The organism is Acidovorax sp. Root217 (assembly GCF_001428645.1).
Lineage (GTDB): Bacteria > Pseudomonadota > Gammaproteobacteria > Burkholderiales > Burkholderiaceae_C > Acidovorax.
Genome location: NZ_LMIH01000003.1, coordinates 101806 through 115091 on the forward strand (window position 1 = coordinate 101806; position 13286 = coordinate 115091).

Below are 13286 nucleotides of genomic sequence, written 5' to 3' on the forward strand. Positions count from 1 at the left end.
CACGGCGCACGGACACCTGGCAGCCAAAGGCCACTGAACCCGCGCACGGCCCGTGCGCGGGCCGTTCAGCCCCTCTCTTTTTGTCTATTCCGAGTCCATCGCCATGACCGACAACACCAAGCCATCGCAGCCCAGTGCTGCCGCCCCCGGGGCCAGCGCCCCGGCCGACCTGCAGGCCCTGCTGGGCGGCGAGCCGCCGCGCCGCTGGTACCGGCGCACCTCGCTGTGGCTGGGCGTGGCAGCCCTGGCGTTGGCAGGCGGCGGCATCTACGCCTGGCAGCTGCAAAAGCAGGCCAGTGCCGCGCCGGTCTACGTGACCGAAGAGGTGAAGACAGGTGACCTCACGCTCTCCGTGTCGGCCAACGGCACGCTGCAGCCCACGCGGCTGGTGACCATTGGCAGCGAGCTGTCGGGCACGGTGCGCCAGGTGATGGTGGACGTGAACGAGAAGGTCAAGAAGGGCCAGGTGCTGGTGGAGCTCGATACCGCCAAGCTCGACGCGCAGGTGCTGCGCTCACGCGCCTCGCTGGCCTCCGCGCAGGCGCGGCAGGCACAGGCCGCGGCCACCACCAAGGAGGCGCTTGCGGGCCTGGGCCGCCTGGAGGAAGTGGCGCGCCTGTCGGGCGGCAAGGTGCCCTCGGCCGCCGAGTTGGACACCGGCCGCGCCACGCTGGACCGTGCGCGCGCCGACGAGGCCAGCGCCCGCGCCACGGTGGACGACGCGCGTGCGGCCCTGTCCACCGACGAGACCAGCCTGTCCAAGGCCTCCATCCGTTCGCCCATCGACGGCGTGGTGCTCACCCGCACGGTGGAGCCGGGCAACGCCGTGGCCGCATCGCTGCAGGCCGTGACCCTGTTCACCGTGGCCGAGGACCTCACGCGGCTGCGCCTGGACGTGAGCGTGGACGAGGCCGACGTAGGCTCGCTGCAGGTGGGGCAGAAGGCCAGCTTCACGGTCAGCGCCTTCCCCTCGCGGCGCTACCCGGCCGCGGTCACGCGCGTCTCCTTCGGCTCCACCAAGACCGACAACGTCGTCACCTACGTCACCTGGCTGGAGGTGGACAACAGCGACATGAGCCTGCGCCCCGGCATGACGGCGGCGTCCACCATCACCTCCACCGAGCGCAAGGACGTGCTGCTGGTGCCCAACACGGCGCTGCGCTTCACGCCGGCGCAGGCTGCGGGCGCGGCCGGTGCGTCGGGCGCTGCCGGTGGCAAACCCCCGGCGGCGCAGCAAGGTGGGGGCATCATGGGGCAGCTCATGCCGCGCATGCCCCGTCCGGGTGGTGCGGGTGGCCAGGGCGGGCGCCGCCCTGGCGCCGACGGTGCGCCGGGTGAGGACGCTGCGTCGAAGATGAAGCAGGTCTGGGTGCTCAAGGACGGCACGCCGCAGGCCCTGAAGGTGCGCGCGGGCATCAGCGACGGCCGCATGACCGAGGTGACGGGCGAGGGCATCGCCGCCGGCATGGCGGTGATCACCGACCAGCGCAGCAACGGGGCCGCGCGATGACGGGCGCGCTGCAGGATGGCGGCGTGCCGCTGATACGACTGCGCTCGGTGACCAAGGTGTACGGCGAAGGCGCGCTCGCCTTCCAGGCGCTCAAGGGCGTGGACCTGGACATCGCCCAGGGCGACTTCGTGGCCATCATGGGGCCGAGCGGTTCGGGCAAATCCACGGCCATGAACACCCTCGGGTGCCTGGACCGGCCCACCACGGGCGACTACCTGTTCAAGGGCGTGCACGTGGAGGCGCTGCAGCGCGACGAGCGCGCGCGCCTGCGCCGGCGCTTCTTCGGCTTCGTCTTCCAGGGCTTCAACCTGCTGGCGCGTACCTCGGCGCAGGAGAACGTGGAGTTGCCCCTGCTGTACCGCGGCGAGCCCGCAGCGGCGCGCCATGCGGCGGCGGCCAAGGCGCTGGCCGCCGTGGGCCTCAAGGGCTGGGAGCACCACACGCCGGCCGAGCTGTCGGGCGGGCAGCAGCAGCGCGTGGCGATTGCGCGCGCCATCGTCACCGAGCCCGCCGTGCTGCTGGCCGACGAGCCCACCGGCAACCTGGATACGCAGCGCAGCCACGAGATCATGGAGCTGCTGTGGCGCCTGAACGCGGACCAGGGCATCACCGTGCTCATGGTCACGCACGAGAGCGACATGGCCGAGTACGCGCGGCGCATCGTGCGCTTCGTCGATGGCGTGGTGGACAGTGATGTCCCCAACCCGCACCCGCGCGGCCTGCTGCGTGAGCAGGCCGGGCAGGGGGAGGCCGCCGAGCCCGGCGTGGCGCAGCCGCTGGTGGAGGTGCGCTGATGTTTCTGAGCACCATTCTTCTGGCGCTGCGCTCCATACGGCGCAACCTCATGCGCTCGTTCCTGACCATCCTGGGCATCGTGATCGGCGTGAGCGCGGTGATCACCATGGTCACGCTGGGCAATGGCGCCACGGTGTCCATCCAGAACCAGATCTCGGGCCTGGGCACCAACCTGCTGCAGGTGCGCCCCGGCCAGCGCATGGGGCCGGGCGGCGGCGTGGGCGGGGCGGCTTTCAAGGACACCGATGCCGATGCCATTGCGCAGCAGATCGGCGGCATCCTGGCCGTGGCGCCCGAGTCGCGTGCGTCCGCCACCGTGGTGGCGGGCGGGCGCAACTGGTCCACCAGCATCATCGGCAGCACCAATGCCTGGCTGCAGACGGGCAACTGGACGCTGCGCATCGGCCGCGAATTCACCGACGACGAGTTGCGCGCCGGCGCTGCGGTCTGCGTGATCGGCGAGACCGTGCGGCGTGAGCTGTATGGCACGCGCGACGCGGTGGGCGAGCAGCTGCGCGTGAAGGCGTTCTCGTGCGAGGTGGTGGGCGTGCTGGCCTCCAAGGGGCAGGGCGCCTTCGGCAACGACCAGGACGACACCGTGCTGGTGCCCCTGCGCACCTTGCAGCGCCGGGTGACGGGCAACACCCGCGTGAACACCCTCTTGGTGTCGATGAAGGACGCCAGCGAACCCGAGCGCGTGAAGGCCAGCCTGACGCAGCTGCTGCGTGAGTTGCGCAAGCTCTCGGACTCGGACGAGGACAACTTCAACGTGCTCGACACCAAGCAGCTGGGCGAGGCGCTCTCGGGCACCACCAGGGTACTGACCACGCTGCTCGGTGCGGTGGCTGCCGTGAGCCTGCTGGTGGGCGGCATCGGCATCATGAACATCATGCTGGTCAGCGTGACCGAGCGCACCCGCGAGATCGGGCTGCGCCTGGCCATCGGCGCGCTCGAGCGCGAGGTGCTGCTGCAGTTCCTGATCGAGGCCGTGGTGCTGGCGGCGCTGGGCGGGCTCATCGGCATCGTGCTGGCCACGGCGGCCTCGCTGGGGCTGTCGGTGCTGATGGGCGTGCCCTACCTGTTCAACCCGGGCGTGAACCTGCTGTCCTTCGTGTTCTCGGCCGGCATCGGCGTGGTGTTCGGCTACTTCCCCGCACGACGTGCTGCGCGCATGGACCCCATAGACGCCCTGCGCCACGAGTGATGTGCCTCCCCGGTGCCGTGGCACCGGGGCAGGGCGGGTAGTCGCTCCATTTTCGCCCCAAGTTGGTGACATGCTGCACCGCAGCGAGGCGCCCGGCGGCGCCGCCCTAGCGCTGCGGCAGTGTTGCACCCGCAAAAAGAGCCGGCACGCTTATTGCTGAGAACAGGCTGTACGCCGGTAAAGCTGCCCGCGCACTGATAACAACCCCTCCGCTAATGATGGCGGAACACCCGAGCGAGCTGCGGCTTTCGTAGCCGGCTGCTTGGTAGTTCCAACCCACGCCCGTGGTTCCGCGGAGGTTGCGTTGTGCCGCAAGGCATGGCACATCCTGTACCCCTCGATACGGATCCCCGGGTTCTTGCAGGATGCGCAAGCATGATGAAAATCGTTCTCATTGGCCACGGCATGGTCGGCCACAAGTTCCTCGAAAGCCTGGCCGAGACCGGCATCACCGGCGTCGAAGTCACCGTGCTGTGCGAGGAGCCGCGCGCCGCCTACGACCGCGTGCATCTGTCGGCCTTCTTCAGCGGCACCTCGGCCGATGAGCTCTCCCTGGTCGAGCCCGGTTTTTTCGAGCGCACCGGTTTCACGCTGCGCCTGGCCGCGCGGGCCGCAGCGGTGGATCGCCGCACCCGCACCGTGACCACGGCCGATGGCGAGGTGCTGCCCTACGACAAGCTGGTGCTGGCCACGGGCTCCAACCCCTTTGTGCCCCAGGTGCCGGGGCGCGACCGCGACCACTGCTTCGTCTACCGCACCATCGAAGACCTGGAGGCCATGCAGGCCTCGGGCGCCAAGTCGAAGACCGGCGTGGTCGTGGGCGGTGGCTTGCTGGGCCTGGAATGCGCCAAGGCCTTGAGCGACATGGGTCTTGAAACCCACGTGGTCGAGTTCGCCCCGCGGCTCATGGCCGTGCAGGTCGACGAAGGCGGTGGCCGTGTGCTGCGCGCCAAGATCGAGGAACTGGGCGTGCAGGTGCACACCGGCCGCAACACCCAGGAGATCACCGATGGCGCCCGCGCGCGCCACCGCATGGTGTTCGCCGACGGCACCTGGCTGGAGACCGACATGATCGTCTTCTCCGCCGGCATCCGCCCCCGCGACGACCTGGCGCGCCAGTCCCTGCTGGCCGTCGGCCCGCGCGGCGGCGTGGCCATCGACAGCGCCTGCCGCACCAGCGACCACGACGTGTATGCCATCGGCGAATGCGCGTCGTGGAACGAGCAGACCTTCGGCCTGGTGGCGCCCGGCTACGACATGGCCCGTGTGGCCGCCCGCCACATCGCAGGCGATGCCGACGCCGCCTTCGTCGGCGCGGACATGAGCACCAAGCTCAAGCTCATGGGCGTGGACGTGGCCAGCATCGGCGACGCGCATGCGAAAACGCCGCACAGCCGCACCTGCCAGTACGTGGACGAGCGCCGCCAGATCTACAAGAAGATCGTCATCAGCGAAGACGGCAAGCAGTTGCTGGGCGCCGTGCTGATCGGCGACGCCACCGAGTACGGCACGCTGCTGCAGATGGCCCTGAACGGCATCGCGCTGCCGGAGGACCCCGAGTTCCTGATCTTCCCGTCCAGCGACGGCAAGGCCAAGCCCGGCCTGGGCGTGGACGCGCTGCCCGACACGGCGCAGATCTGCTCGTGCAACAACGTCACCAAGGGCGGCATCTGCGAAGCCGTGGGCAATGGCGCCTGCACCATCGCCGAGATGAAGGCCTGCACCAAGGCCGGCGCCACCTGCGGCGGCTGCGTGCCCCTGGTCACCCAGGTCATGAAGGCCGAGATGGCGCGCCGCGGCATGGCCGTGAACAACCACATCTGCGAGCACTTCGCGTACTCGCGCCAGGAGATATACCACTTGGTGCGCGTGGGCAACATCAAGAACTTTGAGGACCTGATGGCAAAGCACGGCAAGGGCATGGGCTGCGATATCTGCAAGCCCGTGGCGGCCAGCGTGTTCGCCTCGTGCTGGAACGAGTTCGTGCTCAAGAAGGAGTTGGCCGGGCTGCAGGACAGCAACGACTACTACCTGGGCAACATCCAGAAAGACGGCACCTACTCGGTGGTGCCGCGGATGCCCGGCGGCGAGGTCACGCCCGACGGACTGATCGCCGTGGGCCAGGTGGCCAAGAAGTACGGCCTGTACACCAAGGTCACGGGCGGCCAGCGCGTGGACCTGTTCGGCGCGCGCGTGGAGCAACTGCCCACCATCTGGGAAGAGCTGATCGCCGCCGGTTTCGAGTCGGGCCATGCTTACGGCAAATCGCTGCGCACGGTCAAGAGCTGCGTGGGTTCGACCTGGTGCCGCTATGGCGTGGGCGACAGCGTGGGCCTGGCCGTGGAGCTGGAGCACCGCTACAAGGGCCTGCGCTCGCCGCACAAGATCAAGTTCGGCGTGTCGGGCTGCACGCGCGAATGCGCCGAGGCGCAGGGCAAGGACATCGGCATCATCGCCACCGAAAAGGGCTGGAACCTCTACATCTGCGGCAACGGCGGCATGAAGCCGCGCCACGCCGAGCTGTTCGCGTCCGACCTGTCCAAGGAAGACCTGGTGCGCATGATCGACCGGGTGCTGATGTTCTACGTGCGCACGGCCGACCGGCTGCAGCGCACCAGCACCTGGCGCGAGAACCTCGAAGGCGGCCTCGGCTACCTCACGGACGTGCTGATCAAGGACAGCCTCGGGCTGTGCGCCGAGCTCGAAGCCCAGATGCAGCACGTGGCGGACACCTACCAGTGCGAGTGGAAGACGGCCGTGACCGACCCCGAGACGCGCAAGCGCTTTCGCTCGTTCGTGAACAGCGACAAGGCCGACGAGAACGTGCTCTTCGTCGAGGAACGCGGCCAGATCCGCCCGGCGCGCGCCGACGAACGCAGCCCCGCCAAGATCATCCCTATCCGCCAGGCCGCTTGAAGAAGAAGGACGAGAACACCATGAGCGCACTTCCCATGAACAGCCGCACCGACTCCCTTGCCTGGACCGACATCTGCGCGGTCGACGACATCCTGCCCAGCACCGGCGTCTGCGCGCTGGTGGCCGACCGCCATGTGGCGGTGTTCCGTACCGGCAGCGACCAGTTCTTCGCCATCGACAACGTGGACCCCAAGTCGGGTGCCAGCGTGCTCTCGCGCGGGCTCATCGGCAACCTGGGCGAGCGCGTCGTGGTCGCCTCGCCGCTGTACAAGAACCATTTCGACCTGCGCACCGGCGAATGCCTGGAGGCGCCAGAGCATTCGGTGCAGGCGCATGGCGTGCGCAGCGAAGGCGGCCGCATCAGCGTCGCAGTGGCCTGAGGATTGGCCGTGCGGGCATGCTGGCGGGGTTAGCATCTGCGTATCCTGAACCCTGGAGATACCGCATGCCCGACCTGGCCGCAGCGCCCCTGTCCGTTTCCAGCCTCGTGCTGCGCTCGCGCCAGCTTGAGATCGATGCGGTGCACCACCTGGCCAGCCGGGCCGCGCTGGTGGACGTGGTCGGCCAGCTGATCGAGGGCCTGCAGCGCGAGCGCGGTGCATCGGGCGTGTACCTGGCCTCCAAGGCACAGCGCTTTGCCGACCTGCGTGGCCGCATCGTGCAGGAGGTGGTGTTGCTCGAAGCCAAGCTGCGCGCGGAGTTTGCCCAGCATGTCGAGCCCGCCCAGGGCGCCACGGCCAAGGCCTTGTCGCTGATGGCGTGGGCGCTGCTGGGGCTCGATTCGCTGCCCGCGCTGCGCAGCCAGATCGACAAGCAGGCGATGGCGGCGCACGACTCGATTGCCGCGTTCAGCCACCTGATCGCCGGGCTGATCGAACTGGTCTTCCACGTGGCCGACGCGGCCGCTTTGCCCAGTGTCTCGCGCCAGCTCGTGGCCCTGCTGCACCTGGTGCAGGCGCAGGAAGAAGCAGGCCAGGAGCGGGCCATGGGCGCGCTGCTCTTCGCGTCCGGCCAGGGCAGCGACGCGCACCAGCAGCGCGTGCTGCACCTGATCGATGCGCAGGAGCGCAGCCTGCGCGTGTTTTCCGAGTTTGCCGACCCGGCCTTGCGCACGCGCTGGGAGCAGCAGCAACTGGCCCCGGGCATGGCCCAGCTGGAGCGCCTGCGGCGCACGCTGTGCGTGGCCCGCCCCGGTGCGGCGCTGGACAGCAACCTGAGCGACGCCTGGTTCGACGTGTCCACCGAGCGCATCAACGCGCTGTGGCAGCTGCAGGTCGAGCTGGTGCAGCGCCTGCGCGAAGATTGCGCAGCCCGCATCCTCGAAGCCCAGCAGGACCTGCAGGATTCCCGAGGCCTGCTGCGCGGCCTGCGCGACAACCCGCCGCAGCGCACGCACGCGGTGGACCGCTTCTTCGACATCGCCATCGCACCCGAGGCCGTGCCCGAGCAGGCCGCCAGCGCGCATGCCGGTGAATCGGCATCGCTGCTGGAGCTGCTGCAGGCCCAGTCGGCGCGCATGGCCAGCATGGAGGCCGAGCTTGAAGCGGCGCGCCGCACGCTCAACGAGCGCAAGGTGATCGAGCGCGCCAAGGGCGTGCTGATGGCCCGCCTGGGCATGAACGAGGAAGTGGCCTTCCGCGTGCTGCAAAAGACCTCCATGGACCAGAACCGCCGCCTGCTCGACGTGGCCGAGGCCACGCTGTCCCTGCCCGATCTGGCGTTCGCCCACCCCGACCGCAAGGGCGATAAGCCCTTCTGATCCATGCTGGTGCCTTGCGTGCACCGCCTTGAAGCCATTCCTGCGCCGAACGCTTGCCGTATGCACGGAATGCGGGACACAAAGGACCGTCGGCTGCCCCAACGAGGGTACGGAACTTGCAAGGAGAGAAGTGGTTGACGGGCTAAAGGCGGCCTGCCAGCCATCTGCCTGCGGTTGCCCGCAGGCCCAGGAATCGCGCATCCGAGGATAACGGCGTCCATTGCGTTCCCCATCTGCATGGGGGCGCAGCGGACGCCGTTTTCTTTTTTCCCCTCATCCTCTTCTTCTTGCGCGCTTCCCCGGGTGGACCCCTTGGGGAAGCATGCCAGTCTCCCCGTCCCAAAGGAAATGCAATGGCCTACCTCGCCCCCGCCGAGTTCGTGACCAAGATGGTCGATTCCGGTGAATCCAAGCTCCTGATGTCCACCCGCGACACGCTGATCCGCTCCTTCATGGCCGGTGCCATGCTGGCACTGGGCGCCGCCTTCGCCGTCACCGTCACGGTGAACACCGGCAACGCGCTGCTGGGCGCAATGCTCTTCCCAGGCTGCTTCATCCTCCTGTACCTGCTGGGCTATGACCTGCTGACCGGTGTATTCACGCTGGCCCCGCTGGCCGTGCTCGACAAGCGTCCTGGCGCCACCTGGCGTGGCGTCTTTCGCAACTGGACGCTGGTGTTCTGCGGCAACTTCGCAGGGGCCTTCATGGTGGCGGTGTTCATGGCCATCATCTTCACCTTCGGATTCAGCGAGGCGCCCAACGCAGTCGGCATAAAAATCGGCCACATTGGCGAGGGCCGCACGGTGGGTTACTCCGCGCACGGCGCCGCCGGCATGCTGACCCTGTTCATCCGTGGCGTGATGTGCAACTGGATGGTGTCCACCGGCGTGGTGGCGGCCATGATGTCCACCTCGGTGTCGGGCAAGGCCATCGGCATGTGGATCCCCATCGCCCTGTTCTTCTACATGGGTTTCGAGCACAGCATCGTCAACATGTTCCTGTTCCCCTCGGGCCTGCTGCTGGGTGGCAACTTCACGGTCATGGACTACCTGGTCTGGAATGAAATCCCCACCGTGATCGGCAACCTGGTGGGCGGCCTGACCTTTGTGGGCGCCATGCTGTACTCCACGCACTACAAGACCGCGCCCAAGCGCAAGATCGCCTGAGCGTTACCCATGCACGCCTTGCGCGTCACGCTTGGTCAGCATTCCGAGGCCGGTCACAAGGGAGTCAACCAGGACTTCCACGGTGCAATGCTGCCCGTGGGACCGCAGCGCGGCACCAAGGGCATCGCGCTGGCGCTGGCCGATGGCATAGGCTCCAGCGCCGTGAGCCAGGAGGCCAGCGCGGCGGCGGTGCGCGGCTTTCTCGACGACTACTACGCCACGTCCGAGGCCTGGTCGGTGCGCCGCTCGGCCCAGCGCGTGCTGGGCGCCACCAATGCCTGGCTGCATGCGCAGACCCTGCGCAGCCATGCGCGCTTCGACAAGGACCGGGGCTATGTCACCACCTTCAGCGCCCTCATCCTCAAGGGCCGCGAGGTGCATCTGCTGCACGTCGGCGATGCGCGCATCTACCGCGTGCACGCCACGGCCCTGGAGCAACTGACCGAGGACCACCGCGTGCACCTGTCCTCGGTCGAATCCTTCCTGGGCCGGGCGCTCGGCATGGGGCCCAACGTGGAGATCGACTACCGCAGCCTGCCGGCCGAGGTGGGTGATGTCTACCTGCTGGCGACCGACGGGGCGTACATGCACCTGGATGCGACCGCTGTGCACGCGGCCATTGCGCAGTGCGCAGGTGACTTCGATGCGGCGGCGCGGGTGCTGGTCGCCGCTGCCCAGGCGCGCGGGGCCACCGACGACCTGACGGTGCAGTTGCTGCGCATCGACGCGCTGCCCGAGGACCGGGCATTGGCACACCTGCCGCCGCAGCGCGAGGGGCTGTCCCTGCCGCCGCCGCTCTCGCCGCGCATGGGCTTCGAGGGCTACACCATCGTGCGCGAACTGCATGCGAGTTCGCGCAGCCACGTGCACCTGGCCGTGGACGACACCACGGGCGAGCAGGTGGTGATCAAGACCCCTTCGGTGGACCTGGCTGCGGAGAAGGACTACCTGGACCGCTTTCTGCTGGAGGAGTGGGTGGCGCGGCGCATCCACAGCCCGCACGTGCTGCGGGTGGCCGGCAGCGAGCGACCACGCCAGCATGTCCATGTGGCCATGGAGTTCGTGGACGGGCAGACCCTTGCCCAGTGGATGACCGACCACCCCTTGCCGGACCTGGATGCCGTGCGCAGCCTCGTCGCCCAGATCGGCAAGGGCCTGCAGGCCTTCCATGCGCGCGAAATGCTGCACCAGGACCTCCGGCCCGAGAACCTGCTGATCGACCGCAACGGCACGGTGAAGCTCATCGATTTCGGGTCGGTGCATGTGGCGGGCCTCGCCGAGGGGACGAGCGCTGCGCGCGCGGATGCCATTGCCGGCACGCTGCAGTACACCGCGCCCGAGTACTTCGTGGGCGGCGAGGGCGATGCCCGCTCGGACCTGTTCTCGCTGGCGGTGCTGACCTACCAGATGCTCACCGGCCAGTTGCCCTATGGCCTGCAGGTGGTGCGCCTGCGCTCACCGGCAGAGCTCAGGCAATTGCGCTATGTGCCCGTGCGCCATCTGCGGCCCGAGTTGCCGGCCTGGCTTGATGGCGTGCTGCAAAAAGCCCTGCAACCCGAGGCATCCAAACGCCAGGAGGCGGTGTCCGAGTTCCTGTATGACCTGCAATCGCCCGGCACGCAATTCCAGCGCCTGCGCGCGCCACCCCTGGTGGAGCGCAATCCGGTGCTGTTCTGGCAGGCGGTGTCGTGCCTTTTGGGGCTGGCGGTGCTGCTGCTGTTGGGAATGCGCGCTTACGGAAACTGAATGAACCCTTGCGGTTCGGCGCGCGAGAAAGGAGAGGAGCGATGCAGCCCTGTGGCCGTGAAGGCCTTTGCCGCGTGGGGACAACCGGCACGGGCAGGCAGAGCGCGGCATTCAGGCCGCGCTCCACTGCGCCGTGTACTTACTGGATGCTCAGCGTGGTGGCCTTGCTGACGGGTTCCACACGCACCAGGGTGAGTGTGAGCACGCCGTTTTCGAGCTTGGCGCTGCTGGCTGCGGCATCGATGTCGGTGGCCAGCTCCCAGGCGCGCTGCACCTGGCGGGGGGCACCTTCCACGCTGGACAGGCGCACCACATTGCCTTCGATGGCGATCTGCAGTTGCTCACGGGTCACGCCGGGCACATCCAGCTGCAAGGTGGTGGCCTTGTCGTCCTGCGTGACGGTCACGCCGGCAGAGCGGGCAGGGGCTGCATTGGCAAAGCTGCCGAGCAGGAAGCGCTGCAGCGCGAGGTCGGCGGAACGGGGGGCGTTGTTGAAGGCGGAACGGCGGGCGACGGGGGCGAAGATCATGAAAAGGACTCCTATACACTGCGCGGCTCTCGACGTGGTCGCCGCATGGACAGAACTTGTGTACGGCCGCGCGGGTTTTCAAGGGGAAAAAGAGCATGAATAAATTGCGGTTCGCGGGCTTGAAATCAGGCGCTGCGGCATTACGTCATTCCGTTTTGGCCGTTGCGGCCACGCTGGCCTGCACGCTGGCACCCGCCTTCAGCAGCTGGGCGCAGGGCACAGCACCCGCTGCTGCAACGGCACTCGCCAAGCCCGTGAAGATGGCGCTGATCGAAAGCCTCTCGGGCTCCTTTGCCAACACCGGCGAAGCCGTCTACCGCAACATCTACTGGGCCATGGAGCGCGTCAACGCGCGCGGCGGCGTGGCACTGCCGGCCAGTGCCGGCGGCCCGCGCCCGCTGGCGCTGGAGCGCTACGACAGCAAGGGCCAGAACGAGGAAGCCCTGTCGGCCCTGCGCGCGGCCATCGATGACGGCGCGCAGGTCATCCTGCAGGGCAACTCCTCGGCCACGGCCGCAGTGCTGATCGAGGCCATCAACAAACACAACGAGCGCGAGCCGAACAAGCGCGTGATTTTCCTCAATTACTCGGCGGTGGACCCGATTCTGACCAACGAGAAGTGCAGCTTCTGGCACTTCCGCTTCGACGCGCATGCCGACATGCGCATGGCGGCTCTGATGGACGTCATGCGCGACGACAAGGCTCTCAAAAGCGTCTACCTGATCGGCCAGGACTACAGCTTCGGCCAGGCCGTGCTGCGCGAGGCCAAGAAGCAGCTGACGGCCCAGCGCCCCGACGTGGCCGTGGTCGGCGAAGAGCTGCACCCCGTGGGCCGCGTGAAGGACTTTGCGCCCTACGCGGTGAAGATCAAGACCAGCGGTGCGCAGGCCGTGGTCACCGGCAACTGGGGCAATGACCTCACCCTGCTGGTGAAGGCCGCGCGCGAGGTGGGCTACGAGGGCAGCTTCTACACCTTCTACGGCAACGCGCTGGGTGCGCCGGCCGCCATCGGCGACGCGGGCATCGGCAAGGTGGTGGCCGTGGCCGACTGGCTGCCCAACGTGCCGGGCGCGCCCAGTGAGGCCTTCTACCAGTCCTTTCGCGAGCGCTTTCCCAAGCCCCAGGACGACTACGTGCACATGCGCATGCAGCTCATGGTGGAGGCACTCGCCCAGTCCATCGAGCGTGCGGGCAGCACCGACCCGGTGGCCGTGGCGCGGCAGATGGAAAAGGCCAGCGTGCAGCTCTCGGGCCAGGGCGGCAGCATGCGCGCGGCGGACCACCAGTTCCAGCAGGCGCTGGTGGTGGGCGTGATGGACAAGAAGGGCGCGCCCGGCGTCAAGTTCGACGTCGAAGGCTCGGGCTACGGCTTTCGCGTGGTGCGCCAGATCACGCCTGCCAAGGCCCAGCAGCCCCACAGCTGCACCATGCAGCGCCCCTGATCAGAAGCCCCCCTGAGTCGCTTCGCGCCATCCCCCCGGGGGGACGCACCCAGCGCGGCGGGGCGGCCCTTGCGCGGGTGCCCTTGCTTTGCGCGCGCCAGTGTCGACCGCTGCGCGCGCCCATCACCTCGGGGTGAGCGGGCCAGCCGAGAGCCCTTACGGGCAAAGGGTGGGGGCGCCTTTTGTCCGCATATCGATATGACAAGTTAGCGCAACGCG

At 68.3% G+C, this 13286-nt stretch carries 10 protein-coding genes; 9 read left to right on the forward strand and 1 reads right to left on the reverse strand.

The features are described 5' to 3' along the window. Positions 1-103: 103 nt before the first annotated feature. The 8 genes from ASE31_RS01130 to ASE31_RS01165 all read left to right on the forward strand — a co-directional run bounded on the left by ASE31_RS01130 (position 104) and on the right by ASE31_RS01165 (position 11096). Complete coding sequence (locus ASE31_RS01130) at positions 104-1510, forward strand: efflux RND transporter periplasmic adaptor subunit (RefSeq protein WP_057199702.1); 1407 nt, start codon at positions 104-106, stop codon at positions 1508-1510. Further along, complete coding sequence (locus ASE31_RS01135; protein ID WP_057199703.1) at positions 1507-2304, forward strand: ABC transporter ATP-binding protein; 798 nt, start codon at positions 1507-1509, stop codon at positions 2302-2304. Before ASE31_RS01130 ends, ASE31_RS01135 begins: the two co-directional genes overlap by 4 nt. After that, positions 2304-3509 (forward strand): ABC transporter permease, encoded by a 1206-nt coding sequence (locus tag ASE31_RS01140; protein ID WP_057199704.1) that lies wholly within the window; start codon positions 2304-2306, stop codon positions 3507-3509. Before ASE31_RS01135 ends, ASE31_RS01140 begins: the two co-directional genes overlap by 1 nt. A 378-nt stretch (positions 3510-3887) precedes the next feature. After that, positions 3888-6425: a nitrite reductase large subunit NirB gene (gene nirB, locus ASE31_RS01145; protein ID WP_057199759.1), complete on the forward strand. Its 2538-nt coding sequence runs from the start codon at positions 3888-3890 to the stop codon at positions 6423-6425. 20 nt (positions 6426-6445) lie between these two features. After that, positions 6446-6805, forward strand: coding sequence for a nitrite reductase small subunit NirD (nirD, locus tag ASE31_RS01150; RefSeq protein WP_200961055.1), 360 nt, complete (start codon positions 6446-6448; stop codon positions 6803-6805). 65 nt (positions 6806-6870) lie between these two features. Next, entirely contained in the window at positions 6871-8184 is a 1314-nt protein-coding gene (locus ASE31_RS01155; RefSeq protein WP_057199705.1) for a nitrate regulatory protein, read from the forward strand. Positions 8185-8537: 353 nt separating this feature from the next. Then, positions 8538-9350, forward strand: a complete 813-nt coding sequence (locus tag ASE31_RS01160) for a formate/nitrite transporter family protein (RefSeq protein WP_057199706.1) — start codon at positions 8538-8540, stop codon at positions 9348-9350. Positions 9351-9359: 9 nt separating this feature from the next. Next, positions 9360-11096 carry a bifunctional protein-serine/threonine kinase/phosphatase gene (locus ASE31_RS01165; protein WP_057199707.1) on the forward strand — a complete coding sequence of 579 codons (1737 nt, stop codon included), beginning with the start codon at positions 9360-9362 and terminating at the stop codon, positions 11094-11096. A 139-nt stretch (positions 11097-11235) separates the two neighbouring features. Here the strand turns inward: ASE31_RS01165 and ASE31_RS01170 are convergent, their stop codons facing one another. Continuing rightward, a complete protein-coding gene (locus ASE31_RS01170; RefSeq protein ID WP_057199708.1) occupies positions 11236-11625 on the reverse strand; it encodes an Hsp20/alpha crystallin family protein in 390 nt (129 codons plus the stop codon). 95 nt (positions 11626-11720) lie between these two features. Here ASE31_RS01170 and ASE31_RS01175 point away from each other — a divergent pair, with 95 nt between their 5' ends. After that, the gene (locus ASE31_RS01175; protein WP_057199709.1) at positions 11721-13067 is read left to right on the forward strand and encodes a branched-chain amino acid ABC transporter substrate-binding protein; all 1347 of its coding nucleotides are present in this window, start codon (positions 11721-11723) and stop codon (positions 13065-13067) included. Positions 13068-13286: the final 219 nt, after the last annotated feature.

What these genes read in the sequence shown, in the direction of transcription:
- ASE31_RS01130 (WP_057199702.1), top strand. Translation starts at nt 104, where the DNA reads ATGACCGACAACACCAAGCCATCGCAGCCCAGTGCTGCCGCCCCCGGG.
- ASE31_RS01135 (WP_057199703.1), top strand. Translation starts at nt 1,507, where the DNA reads ATGACGGGCGCGCTGCAGGATGGCGGCGTGCCGCTGATACGACTGCGC.
- ASE31_RS01140 (WP_057199704.1), top strand. Translation starts at nt 2,304, where the DNA reads ATGTTTCTGAGCACCATTCTTCTGGCGCTGCGCTCCATACGGCGCAAC.
- nirB (WP_057199759.1), top strand. Translation starts at nt 3,888, where the DNA reads ATGAAAATCGTTCTCATTGGCCACGGCATGGTCGGCCACAAGTTCCTC.
- nirD (WP_200961055.1), top strand. Translation starts at nt 6,446, where the DNA reads ATGAGCGCACTTCCCATGAACAGCCGCACCGACTCCCTTGCCTGGACC.
- ASE31_RS01155 (WP_057199705.1), top strand. Translation starts at nt 6,871, where the DNA reads ATGCCCGACCTGGCCGCAGCGCCCCTGTCCGTTTCCAGCCTCGTGCTG.
- ASE31_RS01160 (WP_057199706.1), top strand. Translation starts at nt 8,538, where the DNA reads ATGGCCTACCTCGCCCCCGCCGAGTTCGTGACCAAGATGGTCGATTCC.
- ASE31_RS01165 (WP_057199707.1), top strand. Translation starts at nt 9,360, where the DNA reads ATGCACGCCTTGCGCGTCACGCTTGGTCAGCATTCCGAGGCCGGTCAC.
- ASE31_RS01170 (WP_057199708.1), bottom strand. Translation starts at nt 11,625, where the DNA reads ATGATCTTCGCCCCCGTCGCCCGCCGTTCCGCCTTCAACAACGCCCCC.
- ASE31_RS01175 (WP_057199709.1), top strand. Translation starts at nt 11,721, where the DNA reads ATGAATAAATTGCGGTTCGCGGGCTTGAAATCAGGCGCTGCGGCATTA.